Origin of the sequence: Halolactibacillus alkaliphilus (assembly GCF_900115465.1) — a bacterium.
Classification (GTDB): domain Bacteria; phylum Bacillota; class Bacilli; order Bacillales; family Amphibacillaceae; genus Halolactibacillus; species Halolactibacillus alkaliphilus.
In genome coordinates this window covers 36376-60729 of sequence record NZ_FOWN01000004.1, presented here as the reverse complement: position 1 = coordinate 60729, position 24354 = coordinate 36376, and the positions used below count along the sequence as shown (strand labels likewise).

Annotated in this window: 22 protein-coding genes; 5 read left to right on the top strand and 17 right to left on the bottom strand. The window is 38.6% G+C overall.

Going from position 1 to position 24354, the window contains the following annotated elements; all coding sequences use genetic code 11:
- Positions 1 to 25: 25 nt before the first annotated feature.
- The 3 genes from hisD to BM163_RS02885 are packed head-to-tail and all read right to left on the bottom strand — an operon-like array spanning position 26 to position 3019.
- Entirely contained in the window at positions 26 to 1306 is a 1281-nt protein-coding gene (gene hisD, locus BM163_RS02895) for a histidinol dehydrogenase (protein WP_089800040.1), read from the bottom strand.
- On the bottom strand, positions 1299 to 1925 hold the full coding sequence (gene hisG / locus BM163_RS02890; protein ID WP_089800038.1) for an ATP phosphoribosyltransferase: 627 nt from the start codon (positions 1923 to 1925) through the stop codon (positions 1299 to 1301). The genes hisD and hisG overlap by 8 nt, the downstream gene beginning before the upstream one ends.
- A complete protein-coding gene (locus BM163_RS02885; protein WP_089800036.1) occupies positions 1922 to 3019 on the bottom strand; it encodes an ATP phosphoribosyltransferase regulatory subunit in 1098 nt (365 codons plus the stop codon). The genes hisG and BM163_RS02885 overlap by 4 nt, the downstream gene beginning before the upstream one ends.
- 159 nt (positions 3020 to 3178) lie before the next feature.
- On the opposite strand from BM163_RS02885, the gene hisJ reads away from it, so the two are divergent.
- Positions 3179 to 3985, top strand: coding sequence for a histidinol-phosphatase HisJ (gene hisJ / locus BM163_RS02880; RefSeq protein ID WP_307725320.1), 807 nt, complete (start codon positions 3179 to 3181; stop codon positions 3983 to 3985).
- 149 nt (positions 3986 to 4134) lie between these two features.
- Here hisJ and parC read toward each other — a convergent pair whose 3' ends face one another.
- From parC to BM163_RS02865, 3 genes are all read right to left on the bottom strand, one after another.
- Positions 4135 to 6588, bottom strand: a complete 2454-nt coding sequence (parC, locus tag BM163_RS02875) for a DNA topoisomerase IV subunit A (protein WP_089800034.1) — start codon at positions 6586 to 6588, stop codon at positions 4135 to 4137.
- Positions 6589 to 6616: 28 nt separating this feature from the next.
- Entirely contained in the window at positions 6617 to 8572 is a 1956-nt protein-coding gene (gene parE / locus BM163_RS02870; RefSeq protein ID WP_089800032.1) for a DNA topoisomerase IV subunit B, read from the bottom strand.
- Positions 8573 to 8684: 112 nt separating this feature from the next.
- Positions 8685 to 9098 carry a CoA-binding protein gene (locus BM163_RS02865; RefSeq protein WP_089800030.1) on the bottom strand — a complete coding sequence of 138 codons (414 nt, stop codon included), beginning with the start codon at positions 9096 to 9098 and terminating at the stop codon, positions 8685 to 8687.
- Between the two features lie 189 nt (positions 9099 to 9287).
- Here BM163_RS02865 and plsY point away from each other — a divergent pair, with 189 nt between their 5' ends.
- The 3 genes from plsY to yidD all read left to right on the top strand — a co-directional run bounded on the left by plsY (position 9288) and on the right by yidD (position 11189).
- Positions 9288 to 9875 (top strand): glycerol-3-phosphate 1-O-acyltransferase PlsY, encoded by a 588-nt coding sequence (gene plsY / locus BM163_RS02860; RefSeq protein ID WP_089800028.1) that lies wholly within the window; start codon positions 9288 to 9290, stop codon positions 9873 to 9875.
- A 148-nt stretch (positions 9876 to 10023) separates the two neighbouring features.
- Positions 10024 to 10947: a GTP cyclohydrolase FolE2 gene (folE2, locus tag BM163_RS02855; RefSeq protein WP_229675479.1), complete on the top strand. Its 924-nt coding sequence runs from the start codon at positions 10024 to 10026 to the stop codon at positions 10945 to 10947.
- The gene (gene yidD, locus BM163_RS02850) at positions 10947 to 11189 is read left to right on the top strand and encodes a membrane protein insertion efficiency factor YidD (protein WP_089800193.1); all 243 of its coding nucleotides are present in this window, start codon (positions 10947 to 10949) and stop codon (positions 11187 to 11189) included. The genes folE2 and yidD overlap by 1 nt, the downstream gene beginning before the upstream one ends.
- 65 nt (positions 11190 to 11254) lie before the next feature.
- Here the strand turns inward: yidD and BM163_RS02845 are convergent, their stop codons facing one another.
- The 10 genes from BM163_RS02845 to BM163_RS02800 all read right to left on the bottom strand — a co-directional run bounded on the left by BM163_RS02845 (position 11255) and on the right by BM163_RS02800 (position 22709).
- A complete protein-coding gene (locus BM163_RS02845; RefSeq protein WP_089800025.1) occupies positions 11255 to 11554 on the bottom strand; it encodes a hypothetical protein in 300 nt (99 codons plus the stop codon).
- Positions 11554 to 11973 (bottom strand): acyl-CoA thioesterase, encoded by a 420-nt coding sequence (locus BM163_RS02840; RefSeq protein ID WP_089800022.1) that lies wholly within the window; start codon positions 11971 to 11973, stop codon positions 11554 to 11556. Before BM163_RS02840 ends, BM163_RS02845 begins: the two co-directional genes overlap by 1 nt.
- Positions 11970 to 14273 carry an AAA family ATPase gene (locus BM163_RS02835; protein ID WP_089800020.1) on the bottom strand — a complete coding sequence of 768 codons (2304 nt, stop codon included), beginning with the start codon at positions 14271 to 14273 and terminating at the stop codon, positions 11970 to 11972. Before BM163_RS02835 ends, BM163_RS02840 begins: the two co-directional genes overlap by 4 nt.
- A 117-nt stretch (positions 14274 to 14390) precedes the next feature.
- Positions 14391 to 17090 carry an aconitate hydratase AcnA gene (gene acnA / locus BM163_RS02830; RefSeq protein WP_089800018.1) on the bottom strand — a complete coding sequence of 900 codons (2700 nt, stop codon included), beginning with the start codon at positions 17088 to 17090 and terminating at the stop codon, positions 14391 to 14393.
- Between the two features lie 153 nt (positions 17091 to 17243).
- Entirely contained in the window at positions 17244 to 17891 is a 648-nt protein-coding gene (locus BM163_RS02825) for an ATP-binding protein (protein ID WP_089800016.1), read from the bottom strand.
- 108 nt (positions 17892 to 17999) lie between these two features.
- On the bottom strand, positions 18000 to 18371 hold the full coding sequence (locus BM163_RS02820) for a hypothetical protein (protein WP_089800013.1): 372 nt from the start codon (positions 18369 to 18371) through the stop codon (positions 18000 to 18002).
- A gap of 708 nt (positions 18372 to 19079) precedes the next feature.
- Positions 19080 to 19310 carry a YneF family protein gene (locus BM163_RS02815; protein ID WP_089800012.1) on the bottom strand — a complete coding sequence of 77 codons (231 nt, stop codon included), beginning with the start codon at positions 19308 to 19310 and terminating at the stop codon, positions 19080 to 19082.
- Between the two features lie 359 nt (positions 19311 to 19669).
- On the bottom strand, positions 19670 to 21667 hold the full coding sequence (gene tkt, locus BM163_RS02810; protein WP_089800010.1) for a transketolase: 1998 nt from the start codon (positions 21665 to 21667) through the stop codon (positions 19670 to 19672).
- 114 nt (positions 21668 to 21781) lie between these two features.
- Positions 21782 to 22006: a DUF896 domain-containing protein gene (locus BM163_RS02805; protein WP_089800008.1), complete on the bottom strand. Its 225-nt coding sequence runs from the start codon at positions 22004 to 22006 to the stop codon at positions 21782 to 21784.
- 40 nt (positions 22007 to 22046) lie between these two features.
- Positions 22047 to 22709 carry a YneB family resolvase-like protein gene (locus BM163_RS02800; RefSeq protein ID WP_089800006.1) on the bottom strand — a complete coding sequence of 221 codons (663 nt, stop codon included), beginning with the start codon at positions 22707 to 22709 and terminating at the stop codon, positions 22047 to 22049.
- A 145-nt stretch (positions 22710 to 22854) separates the two neighbouring features.
- Here BM163_RS02800 and lexA point away from each other — a divergent pair, with 145 nt between their 5' ends.
- Positions 22855 to 23478 carry a transcriptional repressor LexA gene (gene lexA / locus BM163_RS02795; RefSeq protein WP_089800004.1) on the top strand — a complete coding sequence of 208 codons (624 nt, stop codon included), beginning with the start codon at positions 22855 to 22857 and terminating at the stop codon, positions 23476 to 23478.
- A gap of 95 nt (positions 23479 to 23573) precedes the next feature.
- On the opposite strand, the gene BM163_RS02790 is transcribed toward lexA, so the two are convergent.
- Positions 23574 to 24326, bottom strand: coding sequence for an N-acetylmuramoyl-L-alanine amidase (locus BM163_RS02790; protein WP_089800002.1), 753 nt, complete (start codon positions 24324 to 24326; stop codon positions 23574 to 23576).
- Positions 24327 to 24354: the final 28 nt, after the last annotated feature.

Sequence of the window (24354 nt, the reverse complement as noted above, 5' to 3'; positions counted from 1 at the left end):
CTCTTCCCCTTTTCTAAAATGACATTTAGTCTTCAAATCTTTTAATAACAGCCTCAGCATGTCCATCCAATCGCTCTTGTCTAGCGATCGTTACAACATCGTTTTTCGCTTGTTGCAAGGCGTCTTTAGAGTAATATAAAAAGGTCGTTTTCTTCACAAAATCATCCACAGATAGACCGGATGAGAATTTTGCTGTCCCCGATGTTGGTAAAACATGGTTTGGCCCTGCATAATAGTCCCCTAACGACTCTGGTGTGTAATGCCCTAAAAAGACACTTCCTGCATGTTTGATGAAGCGCAAGTAATCTAAGGGTTGGTCAACCTGAACTTCTAGGTGTTCAGGGGCTAACATATTGGATAAATCAAAGGCCTCATCAAGTGATTCCACATAGACAAGTCCGCCGAAATCTCTTAAAGCTTTTGCGGCAATATCTACCCGAGGTAGTACATGTAATTGTTTTTCAAGTTCTCTCGTTGTCTCATCAATTAATCGCTTGGATGGTGTAAAGAGATAAGCGCGTGCCAACGTATCATGTTCAGCTTGAGCAATTAAATCGCTGGCAATATGTTTAGCTTGTGCGGTGTCATCAGCAATAATCGCTACTTCAGACGGTCCAGCAACCATGTCAATACCAACATCACCAAATACAAGGGCTTTAGCTGCAGCAACATATGCGTTACCAGGTCCTACTATTTTATCAACTTTCGGTAACGATTCCGTACCATAACTAAGCCCGGCGATTGCTTGGATCCCACCAACTTTATAGATGTCTGTGACACCAGCAATATCTGCCGCCACAAGTAAAATCGGTTGGATTTTTTCACCAAATCGTTCAGGTGTGACCATAATAACCTCGTTAACACCGGCTAATACAGCGGGAATAGCGTTCATTAAAACAGATGATGGATAGCAAGCCGTTCCACCTGGAACGTAAATACCGACTTTTTCAATCGGGGTGTATAACTGCCCAGAAACGATATCTTTATCGTGTTGCATAAACCGAGACTCTTTTAATTGTTTTTGGTGAAAGGATGTAATATTCTTTGCCGCACGCTTTAAGGCGTCAATGACGTCGGTGTCTACAGCCTCCCATGCTAAGTCGCGTTCTTCTTTAGATACTTTTAAATCGCCAAAAAGTTTCCCATCAAACTTTTCGATATAATGAAAGAGTGCCTCATCTTTGTCTTTACGAATATGTGCTATAACGTCTTTGGCGACTTTTTCTATTTGTTCTTTTTGGTCACTTGGCGCTTCTTGGTGAGCGAGTTGCGCTAAAAAACTCTTTTTGTCTAAAATATTAATCATTTGGCTGCGCTCCTTTTGGTTCAAGTTTTTCAATGACCGGTTGTAAAGCCGCACGTTTGATTTTTAGTGCCGAACGATTGGCAATAAGGCGCGCGCTAAAATGCATAAACTCTTCTTCAACCACTAGGCCATTCTCTAACAATGTATTGCCTGTTTCAACGATATCAACAATCGCATCAGATAACCCTAAAATAGGCGCGAGCTCAACCGATCCCTCTAGTTTTATAATATCCACAGATTCCCCTTTTTCTTTGTAAAAAGCCTTTGTAATACCTGTGTACTTACTCGCAATGCGTTTTTTTCCATTTGACCACACTTTTCCTTCTTCTGTGGCGACAGCCATTCGGCACGCACCAAATGGTAGTGGAAATAAATCAAAAACATCTGGTTGAAATTCTGCCAGTATATCTCCACCAACAATGCCCAAATCAGCAATGCCATATTGCACATACGTTGCAACATCTGGACCCTTGGCAAAGATAAATTGAAAGTCATTCGTATCAACACGCAGTTTGCGTCCTTTATCTATAAGAGGATCAATATCATATCCAAGCGCTTCATAATAATGGAGAAATTGTTTTTCAAGTCGTCCTTTGGTTAAGGCAATTACTGGCTTCATTCGACTCCCTCATTTCTTAAATCAATGATGTCATCATACGCATTGTCTGTAGGAAAGGTGTATAACACATCCACAATTTTATCGCTAATAGTCCGTCGCTTTAATTCGGCTAAGACATATGTCTCGGATGAAGCAATGATGGCTATTTTTTCTTTCTTCTCGATTGTTATAGCACTTGCTAATACATCAACATCAAAAGCTAATCCGATGGCTGGTGTTGATTGGTTGAATTGCTGGTATAATTTATCGTAACGACCACCTGAGAAGCATTCATCACCCGTTTGCGTTAGATACCCTCTAAACATTGTTCCGCTGTAATAAGGCAGTTGTTTTACACGTCCTAAATCAACAATCGTTTGATCAATTCCTAATTGTTTTAATACATTGACGAGATCTTGTAATTCATCTAAAATAGCTACAATATCTGTTTCGTCTTTAAAGATTTGCTTGTATTCATCAAGCAGTGACGACTCGCCATAAGCTTGAATTAAGTCAAGGAGTTGTTTTTGTACCGTTTGATTCCTTTCTGTTAATGCTTTTACAACATCTTGACGTTTGTCATGCATCGCTTGACGCAGTTTTTTTTCTTCGGTCGTAGTAAACATAAGAGGTTCAATTATTTTCTCGTATATACCTGTATGCCCCAATTCGATTAAATAATCATCAATATTCACAGCCGATAAGTAATCTATCGCAAAAAACAGCGATTCTATTTCTCCTTCAATTGGTTTTGTTCGGATCATCTCAATGCCTGCTTGGCGACTCTCAACGCCATCTTTATCCTGAGTAAAAACGGAACCTTGATAAAACCATTTAGATTCTTTAGGGTTCAATTTCATCAGGGCACGAGCAATAGCTGTCGTCCAGTCAGGTCTTAAGACTTCTATGTCACCTTCTCGGTCAAACCATTTTAGTAACTGTTGAAAAGGTATCCCTACATGTGGGTTGGTGAATGTTTCAGCATACTCAATGACAGGCGTTTCAATTGCTTTATAACCACGTCTTATCGCAACATCAGTAAAAATTTGGTAGACGCGCTGTTTTTTAAGTAGGCTATCGCCAATTTGATCTTGACTTCCATCAGGTAAAAACATCATTGTCACATCCGTTTCTTTACTACTCTACCGCTTTATTGTGGTAAAGTAATTATGTATTGTTACTAATTTAACATCAAAAAGTAAGTTGGTCAACAATTTTTTCTTTTCTAATTGTTCAGTTAATTATAACATATATTATAGTGGGAGGTTTTTTTAATGATTATAGGCGATTACCATGTTCACACACCATTCTGTCCTCATGGCACAACAGATACACTTAACGCATATGTAGAAAGCGCATTAAATAAAGGATTTAAAGAAATCAGTTTTACAGAACACGCCCCGTTGCCTTTAGGTTTTATTGATCCAACGCCCGCGAAAGATAGTGGGTTAGCGCAAGATAAAGTCGCGCGTTATATCGAGACAATGATAGATTTAAAGGCAACATACAAGAATGAACTGAAAATAAACGTAGGTTTTGAGGTTGATTTTATTGAAGGTTTTGAATCAGAAACACGACAATTTCTAGATCATTATGGTCCATGGATCGATGATGCTATCCTCTCAGTCCATATGTTGAAAGACCCTTATGGTCAGTATCATTGTTTAGATTATAGTGTCGCAAGTTTTGGAGACATACTGCGTGCCTTTGTATCACTAGAGGAGGTTTATGCTGCTTATTTTAAGACCGTTGCTTTGTCACTTGAAAGTGATTTAGGGATGTATAAACCGATGCGACTTGGCCACATCACGTTAGTGGAGAAATTTAAGCGTCAGTATCCTTATGACTATTCACATAAGCTAAAAAATCAAATAACTGCATTATTAAAAGATGTGAAAGCAAAAGGTTATAGTTTGGATCTAAATACGGCCGGTCTATTTAAGCCTGACTGTTTAACGATGTATCCTAATCCAGTCGTCTTTGAAGAAGCTAAAGCCTTAGGCATTAGCTTTAAGGCTGGTTCAGATGCTCACCAAAGTAGGGATGTTGGGCGTGCCTTTGACCTTTTGGAACTATCATAACAGGTCAATTGCTTACATTGTGAATGAATCTTTTCTAATAAAAAAGCAATCGATCACATAATTATATGTTATCGATTGCTTTTATCATTAATTAGCCTCATTGATCACAAAACTCCTAAGACGAAAGCCCACTGCTTTAGCAGTCAAATTTATGCTTTATCTTCTTTAAACGGTGCTTGATAAATCGTTTCTTTATAGACAGTAACTACATCCCCCACTTGATCTGTATCTAAGACGAAGGAACCGTTACTGTAGCGATCACTTATCGACAATGCCATTGGGTGGTGAACACTCCGGTCCCCGCTCGTTGTCTCCAAAACAATGTGTTCTAAAGGAGCCACTTCTAAAAATCCAGCAACACGATGCGGTTTTCCTTTTAATTCACGCAACATAATTTGACCGCGATTTGCTCTTTTTGATTGTTCAAATAAGGACAATGCCATACGTTTCATCGCCCCACGTTGGGTAATTAAAGTAAAGAACGTATCGTCTGTTTCACCTCTTAAAACAAGCCCACTTACAACATATTCATCTGGTTTTAATTGAATAGCTTTAACACCTGCTGCACGTTGACCTACTGGTGATATTTCTGCTTCATTGTATCGAAGACCGTAACCGCGATTAGAGGCAATGAACACATCTTGTAAACCGTTTGACCGGCAGACACTGATGACTTCATCCCCTTTTTTCAATCCTGTAGCGATCAATGGTTTTGAAAAACGCGTGGCTTCATATTGCTTTAATTCAGACCGTTTGACCATGCCGTTTTTTGTAAAGAAAATCAGATAGTCTGCTGTGTTAAAATCTCTAATTGGCATCGCCTCAATAATCTTTTCACCTTGGTCCAACCCTACAAGGTGTGAGGCATGTTGAGCAAGGTCTTTCCAACGAATATCTGGCAATGTGTGCACGGGTGCGTAAATATACTTCCCTCGGTTCGTGAACATAAGCATTTTATCCGTTGTATTCACTTCAAAAAGCCCCACAAGATGATCATCTTCCTTAATGGCTAAGCCCTCCCCATTTGAGGCTTGATACGATCTAAGACTTGTTCTTTTTATATAGCCATCACGCGTTGCAGATACAAGAACATCTTCACTTGCGATCATGACTTCTAAATTGATTTTTAATTCCTCTACTTCTTTTTCAATAATAGTTAGACGAGGGGTATTAAATCGCTTTTTCAGATCTTTCAGGTCTTTTTTGATGACATTATCTAACGTTTGCTTGTCTGTTAATATTTTTTCTAAGCGCATCATTTCATTAGTTAGCTCATCTAGTTCTTGTTGAAGTGCTGTTATATCTGTATTTGTTAAGCGGTATAACTGCAAGTTCACAATGGCTTCTGCTTGTTCTTCTGTAAATCCGTAGGCAGATTTAATCCTCTGCTTCGCATCTTTTTTATCGTTACTCTCACGAATTTTTTGAATCAATTCATCAAGTACAGAAATGGCTTTAATGAGCCCTTCAACAATATGATGTCGTGTTTTTGCTTTTTTGAGGTCATAATCCGCTGATCGCCTAATAACATAGCGTTGGTGTTTAATATAGGCGTCTAGCATATCTATAAGAGACATGAGTTTAGGTGTTTTATCAACAATAGCGACCATATTGAAATTATATGTTACTTGAAGATCTGTATTTTTATAGAAATAGTTAAGTATCCCTTCACTATCAGCATCTTTTTTTAACTCAATAACAATTTGCATGCCCGTCCGGTCTGTTTCATCACGAATTTCGGCAACACCCTCGACTTTACGGTCAAGCTTTAGCTCGTCCATTCGCTTGACGAGGTTTGCTTTATTAACCTCATAAGGAATTTCAGTGATGACAATCTGTTCCCGCTTACTTCGTAATTTTTCAATCGAACAACGGCCGCGAACAACAACTTTCCCTTTACCGGTCCGGTATGCTTGTTTAATGCCATCCTCGCCTTGCAGTATGCCGCCGGTAGGAAAATCCGGTCCTGGAATAATCTTGATTAACTCGTCAACGGTAATGTCAGGCGTCTCGATTTTTTTAATCACCGCATCGATCACTTCGTTTAAGTTGTGTGGTGGAATATCAGTCGCATATCCAGCGGAAATTCCTGTTGAACCATTGACAAGCAAGTTAGGAAAACGAGCGGGTAACACGACCGGTTCACTGTTAGTATCGTCAAAGTTCGGTATGAAATCAACCGTTTCTTTATCGATATCTCGTAATAATTCAGCTGCAATCGGGGCAAGACGCGCTTCAGTATAACGCATAGCAGCTGGTGGGTCACCATCCACACTTCCGTTATTTCCGTGCATTTCTACAAGGACATTGCGTACTTTCCAATCTTGTGATAGACGGGTCATCGCTTCGTAAACAGAACTATCTCCGTGTGGGTGATAGTTACCAATAACTGTACCAACAGTTTTGGCGGATTTTCTAAAGCCTTTTTCATGGGTGTTGCCCTCCTTATGCATCGCATAAAGAATTCGGCGTTGCACGGGCTTGAGGCCATCGCGGGCATCAGGAAGTGCGCGGTCTTGAATAATGTATTTACTGTAACGACCAAAGCGGTCACCTATAACTTCTTCTAATGGTAAATCTAAAAATTGCTCACTTTGTGGCAAGGTAGTTCCTCCTTAACTCAATGCTTACTTATGATTCAGTATGAATGTTTTCATTTTCAATGATATTTGTTTCTTCATCAAGCCCAAATTGAACGTGGGATTCTATCCATTTTCTTCGAGGCGCGACTTTATCACCCATAAGCGTCGTTACCCGGCGTTCTGCACGAGCTAAGTCATCAATTGTGACACGAATTAATGTCCGTGACTCTGGGTTCATCGTTGTCTCCCAAAGTTGATCTGCGTTCATTTCACCAAGGCCTTTATAGCGCTGGATAATGTACCCGGTTTTTAACTCCTTAATGGCTTGTTTCATTTCTTCGTCACTCCACGCGTAACGAACTTTTTCTTGCTTTCCCTTACCTTTTGATATTTTATAAAGGGGAGGTAAAGCGATAAATATTTTCCCAGCATCAATAAGCGGGCGCATATAGCGATAAAAGAACGTCAATAGTAATACTTGTATGTGCGCGCCATCTGTATCGGCATCTGTCATAATGATTACTTTATCATACTGGGCATCATCTACAGTAAAGTCTGCACCAACACCTGCACCAATCGTATGAATAATTGTTGCGATTTCTTCATTTTTAAAGACATCTTCTAATTTTGTCTTTTCCGTATTAACCACTTTACCACGTAACGGTAAAACAGCTTGGAATTTGCGATCCCGCCCTTGTTTAGCCGAACCACCTGCCGAATCACCCTCTACAAGGTACAATTCATTTTTCTTTGGATTCCGCGATTGCGCCGGTGTAAGTTTTCCACTGAGTAAAGCATCTTTTCGTTTCTTTTTCTTGCCTGAACGTGCATCATCTCTTGCTCGTCGTGCGGCTTCACGTGCTTCTTTTGCCCGTATTGCTTTTTTAAGTAGCGATTGAGCCAATTCAGCATTCTCCTCTAAAAAGTAGCCTAGTTGCTCGGTAATAACCGTATCAACAGCTGTTCGCGCTTCGCTTGTACCGAGTTTCCCTTTTGTTTGACCTTCAAATTGTAACTTTTCTTCTGGAATTCTTACGCTAATAATACTAGTAAAACCTTCTCTAATATCATTACCATCTAAATTTTTATCTTTATCTTTTAGTAGATTTATTTTACGTGCGTATTCATTAAACACACGGGTTACACCAGATTTAGCTCCTACTTCATGTGTACCACCGTCTTTAGTCCGCACATTATTTACAAAACTTAATATACTTTCGGTATAGCCATCGTTAAATTGGAAGCTAAAATCCACTTCAATACCATGGTGTTCACCTTCAAAAGCAACGACATCATGTAATACATCTTTATCTTCATTTAAATATGTAACAAATGCCTTAAGTCCTTCTGGGTAGACATATTCTTCGGTTACGTTGTGGCGCTTATCGATGAGGGTAATGTTAATACCTTTAAGTAAAAAGGCAGATTCTCTTAAACGTTCAGATAATATTTCAAACTGGAACGTTGTCGTCGAGAAGATGGTGGGGTCTGGTTTAAAGTGTATGGTTGTTCCTGTTTGCTTCGTTTTACCAATTTCAACAAGATCGCCATCGGAATGCCCTCCATGTGAAAATGATTGTTGCATCACTTTGCCATCACGTTTAATTGTCACGGTTAAGTGTTCAGAGAGCGCATTAACCACAGACGCACCGACCCCGTGTAGTCCACCAGATGTTTTATAACCACCTTGTCCAAACTTACCGCCGGCATGCAGAACTGTCAATATGACTTCGGGTGTAGATTTCCCTGATTTATGCATGCCAATAGGCATACCGCGTGCTTCATCTGTTACGGTAATGCTGTTATCTTTTTCAATGGTGACAGTGATTTTCTCACCGTAACCAGCAAGCGCTTCATCTACCGCATTATCGACAATTTCATAGACTAAATGATGGAGACCACGGGCATCTGTAGAGCCAATGTACATCCCCGGTCTTTTTCTAACGGCTTCTAGGCCTTCTAATACTTGAATTGAATCATCTGTATAATTATTTGTTCGTGTCAACGTTCTTTTCCCCTTCCAAGTGCTCGATTTAAAAGTGAGCACATAACGAACTGTTGTTTGAATAAGCTCATAAAGTATAGCACGACTCGTCTTTAGAAGACAAGCGGTCGTTCTAACTCATAACCTCATAATACTTCACTTTAATACACGTATCCATAATTAATTTGACATCTTGATGATAACGCTTAAATACTGCTTCGTCATAGATACCTAGCTGTGCCCAAACAACAGGTGCATCAATATTAATGGCCGCTTTTACAATGTCATCTAAGAACATCGCTTTTCTAAAAACGTTGACAATATCAACGGGTTCGTTGATGTCAGACAATGTTGCGACACTTTTTTCACCCAATGCTTCCTTAATCGTGGGATTAACAGGAATTATTTTATAGCCAAGCTGTTGCATTTTTAAACTCACCTGATAGGATGTTCGATTAGGTTTATTAGACAACCCAACGACGGCAATCGTCTTAGCTTCAGTTAAAATATGTTGAAAAGTTTGATTCGATGTTTGTTCAGTGTACACGGACTCTTCACCTCATTTTTTAGTCTCTTCTTTCTTAGTTTAAGCTTTTTAGGTTAAAAAGGTCAACTAACACCTGATATAACCGTTACTTAATCAACTTTTTTAAGACCTGGTCTTAAAACCCTTTTACTCTTATATAAAACGTGTTACAATAAGGCGACGAATCTGTATGAAAAGAGGAACAGTTATATGCTTTATTATGTATTATTTATTGTATTAGCTTATTTACTTGGTTCAATACCTTCCGGTCTTATTGTTGGTAAGTTGTTTTACCAAACAGATATCCGTGAACATGGTAGTGGTAACCTTGGTGGCACAAATACCTTTCGTGTGCTCGGTAAGAAGGCAGGCATGATTGTCACAATTGCTGACGTATTAAAAGGCACATTAAGTATCATCATCCCTATGTTGTTTAGCCCGATTGAGGTTAACTTACTCATCATTGGTGTGTTTAGTGTCATCGGACATATGTACCCTGTATTTGCGCAATTTAAAGGAGGTAAGGCAGTCGCTACTTCTGGTGGTCTTGTACTAGGACTCAGTCCATTATTATTCTTTGTCATTTTGGCCTCATTCTTTATGTTCCTATATATAACGAAATATGTTTCGTTATCATCAATCATTACGAGTTTCATCGCAGTCATCACAGCACTTGTTATGTCACGTTACGATTTATTGATTTTAACAGCCGTTTTACTTACCTTTATCATTTATCGACATATTCCGAATATAAAACGTATTCTCAATAAAACTGAACCAAAGATCACTTGGCTGTAATTTATTTATAACGGCGCACACAATTTGTGTGCGTTTTTTATATGAAAAAAGACAATTTATATTAAACCCAAGTAAAATAGATTGAAACAAAGAAAGACTCTTAGTATACTCGTTAGATAAGAAAGAACTGAAAGGGGATGCAAGATTATTGACCTCATCCAAAAAAAACTTACCAAATAAACAAGCCCGTCATCGCTTATTCGGGTCTGTTGCGCCAGGCGAAAAGACAAAACCAGTAGAAAAAGAACAAATGGCTGATTTGCAGAATACTAAAAATGACTTCCTATTTCACATTGATGCTGTAGGTATTACTAATGTGAAGCACCCTGTCATTATAAACGGTGATAAAGAGCCAAAAATACAAACATCCATCGGAACGTTTACTATGACATCATCCATCGTAAAAGACAGTAAAGGAACAAACATGTCACGGTTCACCGAGCAATTAGAAGCTTATTTTCAACAGAATAAATTGACGACGAAACTTAGCGACTTACAAGCTTTCACAAAAGAATTAAGTGCCCGTCTCAAAACGCAAGATGCTCAAATTGAACTAAGTGTTCCTTACTTTTATCAACAAGCTGGACCGTATTCAAAGTTACAAGGTCTTAACCATATTGACCTGAATTTTAAGGTGACTTATGATGAAAAAGAAGGTTTTACGACAACCGTCGGTATCGTCGCAACAATTACAACCCTTTGTCCATGTTCGAAGGAAATCAGTGAATACAGTGCGCATAACCAACGTGGCGTTGTAACGATTAATGCCCTTTTAAACGCGTCTTTTGATGAAACGTTTGTTGATTGGAAAGCAGTGTTACTAGAAATGGCTGAATCTAATGCCAGCGCCCGTATTCATCCCGTCTTAAAGCGAACAGATGAAAAGGTTGTTACCGAACACGCTTATGAAAATCCGCGATTTGTAGAAGATATGGTTCGCTTAGTTAGTGCCGATCTCTATGAATGGGAAGATGTTGTAAAGTTCGATGTTCACTGTCAAAATGAAGAGTCTATCCATCTACATGATGCGATTGCATCGATTCATTATGATAAAAGAGATGAAACGAAGTGATCAAAAAATTATTCATTGCTATCATTCAATTTTACAGAAAATACATTAGCCCAGCAAAACCACCCAGCTGTCGCTTTCATCCAACCTGTTCAAGTTATGGTTTAGAGGCGATTGAACGCTTTGGAGCTTTAAAAGGTGGCTACTTGACGATCAAAAGACTATTAAAATGTCATCCGCTTCATCCTGGCGGCTTTGATCCTGTACCATTAAAAAAAGAAAAATCGTCTAAAAAGATACAATGATTATAAACGTATGAAAGACTAAACCCAGTATGGCGGTATCTGACCACCTACTGGGTTAATTACTATCACAAATTGAATCGTTTAATATGCTCATCATACCCCTCACCTATTAACACCTCTTTTTGATAAGGGGGAAATAAATCGTAATGAGGAAAGTCATCCTTATAATCGATCCATTCAGGTTTTAGGTCGTAGCGTTCTCCCCAGGCCATTAACTTCTTCAGGTCATTACAACCGACTTTTGTGACAGAAGTAGCACCATCAAAACGTTGATCTTGCCAATAATGCGTAATAATAGCGATTTCCCCATTGGTTACTTTGTTTTTCCACTCATTTAATTCCTGACGACTAATTCCGAAGGCCATTATTGCTTCATCGCCTTTAGATAGGCCTCGTGCCAATCCGGGAATTTTTTTCGAACGGAGAGTGGTCGAAAACTGTCTTTTTTCACAATGACATGATCACTAAAACCTGTAACTAACAGGGTATCTGCCCCATTAGTGACCTCATAACCGTACCGTGTTCGCAATCCATCATAACGTTCAACCCATGTTGTCACAAAGCAAGGCTCCCCGTATTTAGCAGGGGACATATAATCTGCTTCAATATGTGTCACTGGTGACACAACGCCCGCTTGTTCCATGTCATGGTAATTAAAGCCTAATGCTTCAATAAAAGCTGTTCGTCCAATTTCAAACCATACGAGATAGTTCGCGTGATAAACAACCCCCATTTGGTCTGTTTCTTGATAACGCACATTGATTTTCTCTGTTACTTTCTTCACTCATCTACACTTCCCTTTATTTGTTGCCAAGCATTTTTAAAATCTTGCACAGATAGTTCTGTAAAAGTTTCCGTCAATTCATCGGCTTCTGATAAGCGCAATGCCTGAAATTGAATGGCCTCTTCGACTAGATTGACGACAAATCGCGCATTGCCAGTTATCGCTTGGTCAGTGAATTGCTCAAGGAGATAGTCTTTCACTTCTTGATTCACTTGATAATGGTAACGTTCAATATGAAATAATGAAATATCTAGTAAGTCATTTCCTGAATAATCTTGGAAAACAAAATATTTTTTAAAACGAGAACTTAAACCGGGATTGCTGTCGATAAATCTTTTCATATCCTGTTTGTACCCAGCAAGAATAACGACAAGATTTTCGTTATGCTTTGTCATTTCATCTACTAACGTATCAATCGCTTCTTTACCGAAATCATTTTCTCCACGATAGAGACTATAAGCCTCATCAATAAAGAGTACTCCGCCTAAAGCTTCACGAATTTTATTCTTTGTTTTAATAGCGGTTTGGCCAACGTACCCTGCGACTAAATCACTGCGAGAAGCTAAAATAACATGGCCCCGTTTTAATAATCCACGCTCTTTTAATAGTTTAGAATATATTTTGGCGACAGTTGTTTTACCTGTACCTGGATTACCAGAAAAGACGGCATGAAGTTGAATGGGTACCGATGGTAAACCTTGGTTCTTCCTTGTTTGTTGAATCTTCACGAATGAGGACAATTTTTTCACTTCATCTTTTACATGTGTTAAACCTACTAAGTTTTCTAGCTGCTCCATTGGATCAGTATCGTCTTTTTCATCATCCATGACAGCTAAATCTTTAGATTCAATATGCATATGATCAAGCCAATCATCTTGTTCGTCTACAGAAATGGAAGCACCTTTTTTAAAGATCGCTTTCATCACTAAGTCTCTTACCGTACGTGCATTACCAAATGAGTCATCTACTTTCGCTCGTTCAATTAAGCCATAGAAGCCATTTAACGCTGTTTCGGTGAAGAAATAATCATTATGAAGTGCAGCTTCTTCAGCGATTTCTAACAACTCACTCATTTTAAAGTCAGGTAAATGGATGAAATTTTGTTCAGGGAAGCGACTTCTTAGGCCGGGGTTTGCCCATAAAAATTGCCGCATTTCTTCTGGATATCCTGCTAAAATCACTGCGAATTTTCCAGCATACTCCCCACTTGTCATAGCTGAAACCAAAGTATCAATGACTGATTGACCGTAATCACTCCCGCTTTGGTTTTGTCGATGAAGGCTATAAGCTTCATCAATAAATAAAACCCCACCTACGGCTTCTCTAATATAGGCCATGGTGTTTTCTTCACTTTGCCCAACGAATGAACCGACAAGATGGGACCTGTTTACCTCAATCACTTTTTCTGTTTCCAACAGGCCTAACTCATGATAAATCTCAGCTAAGAGTCGCGCGATGGTTGTTTTACCTGTTCCAGGGTTACCAGTGATAATCATATGCAGTCCTGGTTCATCGATCATTTGAAAACCAATAGATTTCCGGTCTTGTTGGTATTTTAAGTAATGATAATATTGTCGCATATAACGTTTGACATGCTCTAATCCAATCATTGATTCAAGCTTTTCTAATGGCGATTGCTTTAATTCGGAATTGAATATTGAAGGAAAAGCATCGTAAAATTGATTGATAAGCTCATGCACGTGCCGAACGTGCTCATTAATGGTGCCCGTTTTTACACCTGTGCGTCGGTTATCTATTAAATCTATACCTTCATCCAGTGTGCCCTCTAGTTCAACTAATACATTTTTTAGCTCGATAAATATTTTGTGTAATGGTTGTTCTTTACCTGATTGGTAAATGGACACATGGCGTGTAAGTTCAAAGAAACGATTAATTTCCGCTTTTAACAGCGTCATTTTCTTTAATTTTAATTGATCAAAATCCGTTTCCCGTAAAGTAAAGTCAGCGATATCAAGCGTTCTAATGTCTTGAAATACGCGATAAAATTGTTTGATTTGGGTCATTGAATCAATCATTGGTAGCTTTTGATCATATTCTTTAGCAATATTTAAGAGCTTGTCAGATAAATGATCCGTTTCATGGTGTCGCATTAAGCGATGATAAACGAGCATCGTGTGCAGTGCGCTAACAGCAGTATGGGCTAACTTATCTGGCTCTATGCGATATTGATCGATGGCACGTAAGCAATCGATCTCTCTATAGGGTGGTTTCGTGTTGATATCTGTCCAATTAAGTAGTGTTGTTTCATTTATTTTCGAAAAAATTAAGTGATTTGTCATTCTACATCCCTCTCTTTCATCCTTCTAATAGTTTAACATAAATAAATACATTTGATGACTTATCTGTTTTTATGCCATAACAAAAAGCCGCCCTGCTGGACGGCTTTTTTCAGTTTGTTAAGCTTCGTTTTCAAGTAGCTTATTACGTAAAACCATTTGTAAGATACCACCATGACGGTAATAGTCAATTTCAACTTCACTATCAAAGCGAGCAAGAGCTTCAAATTTAGTAATAGTGCCATCTTCAGCGGTAGCTGTTATTGTGACGACTTGGTTTGGTGTAACTGATTCATCAATCTCAACAGAGATGGTTTCACGTCCATTTAATCCAAGTGTATCAGCATCTTCGCCAGCCGTAAATTGAAGCGGAAGAACACCCATCATGACAAGGTTACTGCGGTGAATACGCTCATAACTCTTAGCAATAACGGTTTTTATACCAAGAAGATTCGTCCCTTTAGCGGCCCAATCACGTGAAGAACCCATGCCATAATCGTTGCCAGCTAAAATAGCTAAGCCGGTTCCTAGTTCTTGATACTTCATTGCTGCATCGTAAATTGGCATAACTTTCTCTTTTGGCCAGAAAGTTGTATAACCACCTTCAGTACCAGGTGCCAGCATATTTTTAATGCGGATATTACCAAATGTTCCGCGCATCATTACTTCATGATTTCCACGACGTGAACCGTATGAATTGAAGTGACGTGGTGTGACACCATGTTTTTGTAAGTATCGGCCAGCTGGCATATCTTTTGCGATTGCGCCGGCAGGTGAAATATGATCAGTTGTCACAGAATCACCAAACTTACCGATCACTCGTAGGTTATTTAATGGTTTCACTTCATCTGGGTCACGTGAAAGATTTTCAAAGAATGGTGGATTTTGAATATATGTTGATGATTCGTCCCACTCATAAAGTGGCTCATCTGTTGTTTCGATTTGATTCCAACGTTCGTTAGAATTAAAGATATTCGCATATTCCTTCTTGAAAATTTCAGGTGTGACAACTTTGAAGACTTCATTGCGTATCTCATCTAATGATGGCCACAAATCATCAAAATAGACAGGTTCATTGTTTTGGTCATAACCTAAGGGTTCTTTCATTAGATCAATATCAACAGTCCCTGCTAGCGCATATGCTACAACAAGCGGTGGGGATGCTAAGTAGTTTGCTTTAACGAGTGGATGAATCCGCCCTTCAAAGTTACGGTTTCCAGATAATACCGATGCAACAGTTAAATCGTGCTCGACAATCGCCTCTTCCACTGAAGGTTCAAGCGGACCAGAATTACCAATACATGTTGTACAACCATAACCAACGAGATTAAAGCCAAGCTCTTCAAGATATTGCATAAGTCCTGCATCTTCTAAATAGCGTGTGACGACTTTAGAACCGGGGGCCAAAGAAGTTTTTACGTAAGGCGGTACTGTTAAGCCCTTTTTAACTGCGTTACGTGCGAGTAAACCAGATCCTAACATAACGTATGGATTTGATGTATTTGTACAAGATGTAATCGCCGCAATGGCAAGTGAACCAGTATGCATCTCGCTTTTTATACCATTTTCGTGCTTTACTTTCGCCACTTTATCAAATTCTTCTTTACCTAAGCCAAAACCATGATTTCCTTGTGGTCCAGTGATTGCTTCATGGAATGAATGTTTCATATCTGAAAGTAAGATTAAGTCTTGTGGTCTTTTAGGTCCTGATAAACTTGGTTGTAAATCTGATAGACTAATTTCAACTAACTCTGTAAATTCAGGATCTGGCTGATCTGAATCATACCAGAGATCATTTGCTTTACAATAGGCTTCTACCAACGCAATATGTTCTTCCTCACGTCCAGTTAATCGCAAATAGTTTAATGCTTCTTCATCAACAGGGAAGAAACCACATGTTGCCCCGTATTCAGGTGCCATATTTGAAATAGTTGCCCGATCTGCAAGGGGCATTTCTTTTAAACCTGGTCCAAAGTACTCGACAAATTTACCTACTACTTTTTTCTCGCGGAGCACTTGCGTAACTTTTAGTGCTAAATCCGTTGCTGTAATGCCGTTCGGCATAGAACCAGTGAACTTGACACCGATAACATCAGGTGCAGGGAAATAGGAAGGTTGCCCGAGCATACCTGCTTCAGCTTCGATACCACCGACACCCCATCCAAGAACGCCTAAACCATTAACCATTGTTGTATGTGAGTCAGTTCCAACTAAAGTATCAGGATAAGCGTCAATTGAACCATCACTATTCTCCTGTTGGTGGACCACTTTCGCAATATACTCCAAGTTCACTTGGTGAACAATCCCTGTTGCTGGCGGAACTGCACGATAATTATCAAAGGCTTTTTGCGCCCAGTTAAGGAATTGATAACGCTCCATGTTCCGTTCGAATTCATAGTCCATATTCGCCAGTAACGCACTATTTGTTCCGAATTCATCTACTTGAACTGAGTGGTCGATAACGAGATCAACAGGTACTTCGGGATTAATTTGATCAGCCTTCCCACCCATGTCAACCATCGCTTTACGCAATGATGCCAAGTCTACAACGGCAGGAACACCCGTAAAGTCTTGTAAAATAACACGTGATGGTTTAAACGGTACATCTGTCTTCTCCGTTTTCCCCCAATTAATTAAGCCATCAATATGCTCTTCGTTGATAATACGTCCATCATATTGTCTTAATAACGATTCAAGTAAAACACGAATCGAGAACGGTAGGCGGTTGATATTTCCTTTACCTGCTTCTTCTAACGCTTTTAATTTGTAATAGTTTACTTTTTTTCCGTTAAGCTCAAATGTTTGCTTAGTTTTGATCACTTAATCTGATCCCTCCTATGTCGTTCTATTCCTAGGGTAACGCGCATCTACATAAAAAGACACGGCTATTTACTTTACTATTGTAAAGTAAAAACGTAAATATGTAAAATATTTCGACAATATTTTTCAAAGAGATGCTTGTTGGGGGCATTATTAACTGATTTGACCTAACGTTTGAATATCTGGATAAGGTAAACTCAAGGTGAACATGGTGCCTTCATTTAACTTAGATGTCGCTATTAATTTACCGTGATGGTCTTCCACAATTTTTTTAGACATATTAAGACCAAGACCCGTCCCCGACTGTTTAGTCGTAAAAAAAGCCTCCATAATATTAGACAATTGTATGTGCGGGATACCGGGACCCGTGTCTTTAATCGTTACATGGAGCTCACGTGTATCATGTATGCCGGTAATATATATACTTCCCTCTTCTTCAATGGCCTCTATTGCATTTTTTATTAAATTTATAAAGACTTGTTTGATTTGACAACGGTTACCTAAAAAGTGAAGGTTATCAGTTAAATCTACATTAAGATGAATTTTATGTGTGAGTAATTGTTGTCTGAAAAGAATGGCCATATCTTGGCAAATACTATTGATTGTCATAAGCTCCCAATCCTGATGCTGGGGCTTAGCAAAGGAAAGTAATTCATGTGTTAATCTTTCCATTCGATTTAATTCATCTCCAATTACTTGGTAGTACTCTTCTTCATATGCTACTCCCGCTCGAATCAGTTCAATAAAGCCTCTCAGTGATGTAATGGGATTTTTGAATTCATGAACTAGTCCAGCAGACATTTCCCCCAAACTGATTAATCGTTCCGCATGGCGTGTTAAATGTGTATGGTTATTATCCAAAGGAATAGAACGAAAGCTAAGCAAATGTATACCATTCAGACGATTTAATCAAAAGGAGCGCACTTCCGCACTAATGGACGCCATTGACTTAATTTTCACTTTCTCTCCTGAAACTATATCTTGTGTTAAATGATTATCTAGGTAATTTTCAATAACGGAGTATGAGTCGTGGTGTAAGATTTGAAATATATAAGTAGCCTCTAAAGAGTGTTTAGGTAAGTAAATTGCTGATGAAGTAGATTTGTATCTAATGATACCCGTTTGATCTATAACGATATAAAAATCGAATCCGTATCTTTCCATTTGTTCTGTTATCCATTCTGGCAAATGATATAAATTAAAATTGTTCGTATCGGCTTTTTGGAAAACGTCAAACATGTGTTGATTTAATAACGTTAAACACCAAGACTTAATAGACAATTTTGTCACCTTCCATTTATTAGATTCACACATATCATAGCATAATACATGTATTATTATACGTCTTCTTTCATTTTTTTCCTTATATAATCTAAAAATACGAGGATAGTCATAACTAACTTAGGTAGATAGTGACTTTTGACTGTGGTTTTGTCGAATGACTTATAGGTAAGTATGATATAGTGATTTTCTCCATAAAAAACTATAAGGCTGCTTCAAAATCTACACCATGATGGAAAAGACTATTTCCTAGAATGGTTTTAAGTTAGGTATTGAACTACCCCCACCTAACATTCTAACGAATGTTTGAGGAAGGGGATGCCATGCGAATGGACACATCGAGCCGCTTCATTGGATGCTTAAAACGCTTCTATGAGCTTTATTTGAGCTTATAGAACGTGTTTAAAGCATGTGTGAAAGATTATCTTTTGACAAATGATTTATGTTAGTGAAATCATCCTATTTTTTGTTTAAATTCATCAAAGGCGATGACTTTATCGCTTCAACGACCGAGTAATCTAGATAATGTATAGATATCTACTAGATTTTTCTCAACAAAAAAGTCATCCCCTCTGATTAAGTTTCTATCAGAAAAGATGACTTGTTTTTTGTGAATTTGCTCTAAAATGCGTTTCCAAGAAAAATTAAGCAGAACAGATCACAAAAAATCTATTCATTACTTAAAGCGCTAGAAACGTTGATATGAAGCTATTTACCTGGGTTTTGATTATTCATAGCGCGCATCATTTGATTGATCTTTTTTTGCGACGGCTTTTGACCCATTTGCATCATAAGTGTACGGAGCATTTGCTCATTAATTGGTGGATTTTTCTTAAGGTAATCCATCATATATTTTCTTGCGATGAAAAAGCCAAGTGCAGCCCCTGCAACAAGCGCAAGAATAGCGATGAGGATAACCCAACCGATCCCTAATGTCATAATTCAACTTCCTCCTTCAAATCATTTCTTACTTAGTATATTAAATATTACGAGATATTACAATAGTAACAAGTAAACTCAATAGGTGATTAAGTAGTTGTGCATTAATCAATAAGAAACCTAGACCAAAGATCACTGAATATGGTTTTTAAAATATGCATTTGAACAGGTATATTTTCTTCATGTGCCATAACATTAACTTGACTCTTGTCTGTAATGAATTTCAACCCTGTAACCATGGATATGTCAACAAAAAATTTATACTTTCCTATCCTACAACAAAAAAGCAGAGCCGCGGTAAAAGTACCGGGGCTCTGCTCATCGTCTAATCAGAGCTTCTGTCTTTTTAACAAAAACGATTATTTATTTGCTACAGCTTCAAAACGTGCGACAACGTTTTCTACAGTGAAACCGAAGTGTTCCATAATCTGATTACCTTCACCCGAAGCACCAAATGTATCGATTCCTAAGATATCACCTTCGTCTCCTGCATAACGGTCCCATCCAAGTGAAGAGCCCATTTCAATCGCAAGACGTTTTTTCACATCTTTAGGTAATACAGCATCCTTATATGCTTGATCTTGTTGTTCAAAACGATCCCAAGCAGGCATACTTACAACGCTTACGTCATGACCTTTAGCTTTAAGTTCTGCTTGAGCGCGAACAGCAAGTTGAACTTCAGACCCAGCAGCGATCAAGATACCATCTGCCACTGCTTTTTCAGCTGGACTGACGATATAACCGCCTTTTTTGACGCCTTCATAATTTGTGCCAGGTAATGTTGGTAAGTCTTGACGCGTTAATACAAGAAGTGATGGCGTATCAGTTGACTCCATCGCTAAGCGCCATGCGGCGTTAACTTCATTTCCATCAGCTGGACGTAACACAGAAATACCAGGCATTGCTCTAAATGCAGCTAATTGTTCGACTGGTTCGTGAGTCGGACCGTCTTCACCTACGGCGATTGAGTCGTGTGTTAACACGTAGGTAACCGGTAATTTTTGAATGGCAGAAAGACGAACAGCTGGGCGTAAGTAGTCACTAAAGACAAAAAATGTCCCGCCGTACACTTTTAAACCACCGTGAAGCGCCATACCGTTAAGAGCAGCAGCCATGGCGAACTCACGAACACCAAACCAAATGTTACGGCCCTTATAGTTCGTTTTATCAAAGTCTTCTTCATCATCCATACGTGTTTTATTAGATCCTGCAAGGTCAGCACTACCACCGAAAAGTGATGGAACTGCTTTAGAAATCGCATTGACTAATTTGCCACTAGAAGCACGTGTAGCTAGTGTATCTTCACCAGGCGTGAATGTTGGTAATGTATCAGCCCAACCTTCAGGTAATTCGTTATTCATTGCCAGCTTAAACTCCTCTGCAAGTTGAGGATAAGCCGCTTTATAATCAGCAAATAATTTATTCCATTTTTCTTCTGCTTCAGCACCACGTGTAGCTACTTTTTCTTTAAAGTCAGCATAAACTTCTTCAGGTACTTCAAATGGAGCATGTGTCCATCCGTAGTTTTCACGAACAAGCTTGATTTCATCATCTCCAAGTGGCGCACCGTGCGCATCACTCTTACCTTGTTTGTTAGGCGAACCGAAACCAATCACTGTTTTGATTTCAATCATTGTTGGTTGCGTTGTGTTTGCCTGCGCTTCTTTGATGGCTGCTTTAATTGCTTCAACATCCGTGCCATCATCGACACGGATAACTTGCCAATTGTAAGATTCAAAGCGTTTTTCAACTGATTCTGAGAATGATTTATCTAGATCACCATCGAGTGAAATATCATTTGAATCGTAAAGAACGATTAATTTACCTAAACCTAAGTGTCCAGCAAGTGACGCAGCTTCATGAGAAATACCTTCCATTAAATCACCATCACCTACAAGTGCATAGCTATAGTGATCAACGATATTAAAATTCTCTTTATTGTATTTAGCAGCTAAATGCGCTTCTGCCATCGCCATACCAACTGTCATCGCAATCCCTTGTCCAAGTGGACCTGTTGTTGCTTCAACGCCATCAGTATCTGTTACTTCAGGGTGTCCAGGTGTATGTGAACCTAGTTGACGGAAGTTTTTAAGGTCGTCAATGCTTAGGTTGAAACCTGATAAATGTAGCAGTGAGTAAAGTAACATTGAACCATGCCCTGCTGATAGTACAAAACGGTCACGATCGAACCATTTTGAATGTTTAGGGTTTTGATTCATAAACTCTGTCCATAAAGTATACGCCATTGGTGCCGCTCCCATTGGTAACCCTGGGTGCCCTGAGTTGGCCTTTTGGATTGCATCAATAGAAAGCGTCCGAATCGCATTAATTGATGTTTGTTGTATTTGATTTGTCATACGTGATTAACCCCTTTCTGGATTCATACATAAGTTGATATGTACGTACAATTAATATCCTATAATGAAAACGCTATTTACACAAGACATAATTGTACATTTTAATGAATAATCTTAATTTTTTGACCGTAAATCCTTAATTTTTTGGGGTGTCACATCTTCCCCGTTAGGATCAACAATTTTCATCCCTTTAAATTGGTTTTTAAAGGATTTTCTTACGTTTTTTAAATAGGCTTCTCGCAGCGCTTGCTGTTCTTCCTTTTCTTCACTGGATAAACCTTCAGCTTTCGCTTTGTTGGCTAGAACATTGATACGATTTAACTTGTCTTGTGACAGCATGGTTGAATCTCCCTACTTTGATTGATTTGTTTCTTACCTATCATAACGAATCTTCACTGCTTTCTGCAAGTGTAAGGTGTTCTTGGTATCGTCTGTGAACGGTCGCTTTTGATACATCGTAACCTAATCCCTTTAAAGTAAGAGAGATATCTTTAAATGTTAGTCCACGATTTCTCAGTCTAATCACTTCTTCTACCGGAAAAGAAAGTTTATCTCGCCCTTTACTCCGATCAATATTTGATAAATTCTTTTCTGGTTTATAACCATTTTCAATGGCTTTTTTCATCCCACGTTTAATCTTAAGGTTATGAATTTTTCTTTGATACTCTTCAACTATCCCAACAATTTCAAGCACCATTTGATCTGATTCAGACAACTGAAACTCTCCAGATTGAGACAACGTATAGATTTTCACGTGCATTTTATTTAGTTGATGAAAGATCGCAATTTTTGTTTGACCTCGCCCTAAACGGGTGTCGTCTTGTACTAAAATAGCGTCAATATCACCGTTTTGACAACGGTCAAACAGTGACAGTAAACCTTCTCGTTCAATCGTGTAACCACTGACTTTCTCTTCTATAATATCACACACGTGCATTTTCTTTTGTTCAGCTAACTTAAGCAATTCTTGGCGTTGTCTAATAAGTGAAGAAGCTTGTTCGTTTTTTGTGGTACTTACCCGACAATAGATAATCACCTTCATTTTTACACCTTCTTTTTGGGAAACGTATTTTCTGTTTTAGTTTAGAAAACTTGTTCATTCATGTCAATCCTTTTTCGAACAAACGTTTGATTTCAACTTTGTTATTATGGTATACTTTATTTAAAATTGATTGGAGGGATTTAATGTGGAAACCCTATCAAAAAGGCAAGAAGCTATTTTGAATTATATTAAACATTATCAAGCGACAAAAAATTATCCCCCTTCTGTCCGAGAAATTGGAGAAGCAGTTGGGCTATCTTCTACATCAACGACGCATGGACACCTTGCGCGCATGGAGAAAAAAGGTTATATCAGACGTGATCCAACTAAACCACGTACAATTGAGATTATAGATGGTACGGATTTAAATCCGAAAATGAAAAGCGAAGTCGCTTATGCACCTCATATTGGTAAGGTAACGGCTGGTCTTCCTATAACCGCGTTGGAGAACATTGATGAATACATTCCAGTTCCTTCATACTTAATGAGCCAACAAGCGGATACTTTTGCCTTAACAATAGAGGGTGACAGTATGATTGAGGCGGGTATCCATAATCGTGACGTTGTGATTGTTAGACAACAAAATACAGCCAATAACGGCGATATCATTGTTGCATTAACAGATGATGGTGAAGCCACGGTGAAACGTTTCTTCAAAGAAAAAGATCACATACGTCTCCAACCAGAAAACTCCAACATGGAACCTCTTATCTACAGTAACATCACTGTTTTAGGTAAGCTTGTTGGACTCTATCGACATATGAATTAACGTCTGTTTTTAACACGTATTGTTTATAAAAGGGCAAAAAGTATCATAATACAAAAACGTGGGGTTGAATAAAAAACAACCGCCACGTTTTTTTCTTAGTTATTTTTTACACTAAAACTTGCTAATCCAAGAAGTCGAAGTCTCGCTTGCACCTGGGCACAGGTAAGTGCTGAGTGGACGTTTACTCTATAATAACGATTCATGCCCATGGTCATCAGAGTAAGCGTGGTTTCAAAACCATGGGATTTTAACAGTGCTTGTCGTTTTTCTGCTTTATCCCTATTTTTAAATGAACCACATATAACACTCGACGGTGTCGTTTTTTTATCTAGGAGTGACGTTATCCCCTTTACATGTGCCGTAGCGATGCTGTTTATTGTCTGTTGCTTTTGCAACATGGCATAATCATTTGGATGGTCAATGAAATAGGATTCCGTCAAAACGGCTGGCATACGCGTATTTCTTAAAACATAAAAGTCTCCTTTCTTTATCCCTCGATCTCTGACTTTTAATTCAGCAATAATACTTTGATGCACGCGTTCGTGATAGCCTTTTGTTTTTTCTCTCGTATGAAGATAACGATAGCTTTCAAATCCTGTACCACCCCCTGCATTTATATGAATAGAAATGAATAAATCGGCTTTAAATGCATGGGCTTTCTCAACTCGCTGATGCAGTGATACGGTCTCATCTACTGAACGAGAAAGTGATAAGACAATTTTCGGATGGTGATATAGTTGTGCCGATATTCTTTTAGCAATCGCAAGCGTTAAATCTTTTTCTTTTAAGTTTTTATATACAGCTCCAGGGTCATGACCACCATGACCAGGATCAATAAAAATACGCATAATGACTACCTCTTTCCTTCTTTAGCTT

What these genes read in the sequence shown, in the direction of transcription:
- hisD (WP_089800040.1), bottom strand. Translation starts at nt 1,306, where the DNA reads ATGATTAATATTTTAGACAAAAAGAGTTTTTTAGCGCAACTCGCTCAC.
- hisG (WP_089800038.1), bottom strand. Translation starts at nt 1,925, where the DNA reads ATGAAGCCAGTAATTGCCTTAACCAAAGGACGACTTGAAAAACAATTT.
- BM163_RS02885 (WP_089800036.1), bottom strand. Translation starts at nt 3,019, where the DNA reads ATGTTTTTACCTGATGGAAGTCAAGATCAAATTGGCGATAGCCTACTT.
- hisJ (WP_307725320.1), top strand. Translation starts at nt 3,179, where the DNA reads ATGATTATAGGCGATTACCATGTTCACACACCATTCTGTCCTCATGGC.
- plsY (WP_089800028.1), top strand. Translation starts at nt 9,288, where the DNA reads ATGCTTTATTATGTATTATTTATTGTATTAGCTTATTTACTTGGTTCA.
- BM163_RS02845 (WP_089800025.1), bottom strand. Translation starts at nt 11,554, where the DNA reads ATGGCCTTCGGAATTAGTCGTCAGGAATTAAATGAGTGGAAAAACAAA.
- BM163_RS02835 (WP_089800020.1), bottom strand. Translation starts at nt 14,273, where the DNA reads ATGACAAATCACTTAATTTTTTCGAAAATAAATGAAACAACACTACTT.
- BM163_RS02825 (WP_089800016.1), bottom strand. Translation starts at nt 17,891, where the DNA reads ATGTCTGCTGGACTAGTTCATGAATTCAAAAATCCCATTACATCACTG.
- BM163_RS02815 (WP_089800012.1), bottom strand. Translation starts at nt 19,310, where the DNA reads ATGACATTAGGGATCGGTTGGGTTATCCTCATCGCTATTCTTGCGCTT.
- tkt (WP_089800010.1), bottom strand. Translation starts at nt 21,667, where the DNA reads ATGACAAATCAAATACAACAAACATCAATTAATGCGATTCGGACGCTT.
- BM163_RS02805 (WP_089800008.1), bottom strand. Translation starts at nt 22,006, where the DNA reads ATGCTGTCACAAGACAAGTTAAATCGTATCAATGTTCTAGCCAACAAA.
- BM163_RS02800 (WP_089800006.1), bottom strand. Translation starts at nt 22,709, where the DNA reads ATGAAGGTGATTATCTATTGTCGGGTAAGTACCACAAAAAACGAACAA.
- BM163_RS02790 (WP_089800002.1), bottom strand. Translation starts at nt 24,326, where the DNA reads ATGCGTATTTTTATTGATCCTGGTCATGGTGGTCATGACCCTGGAGCT.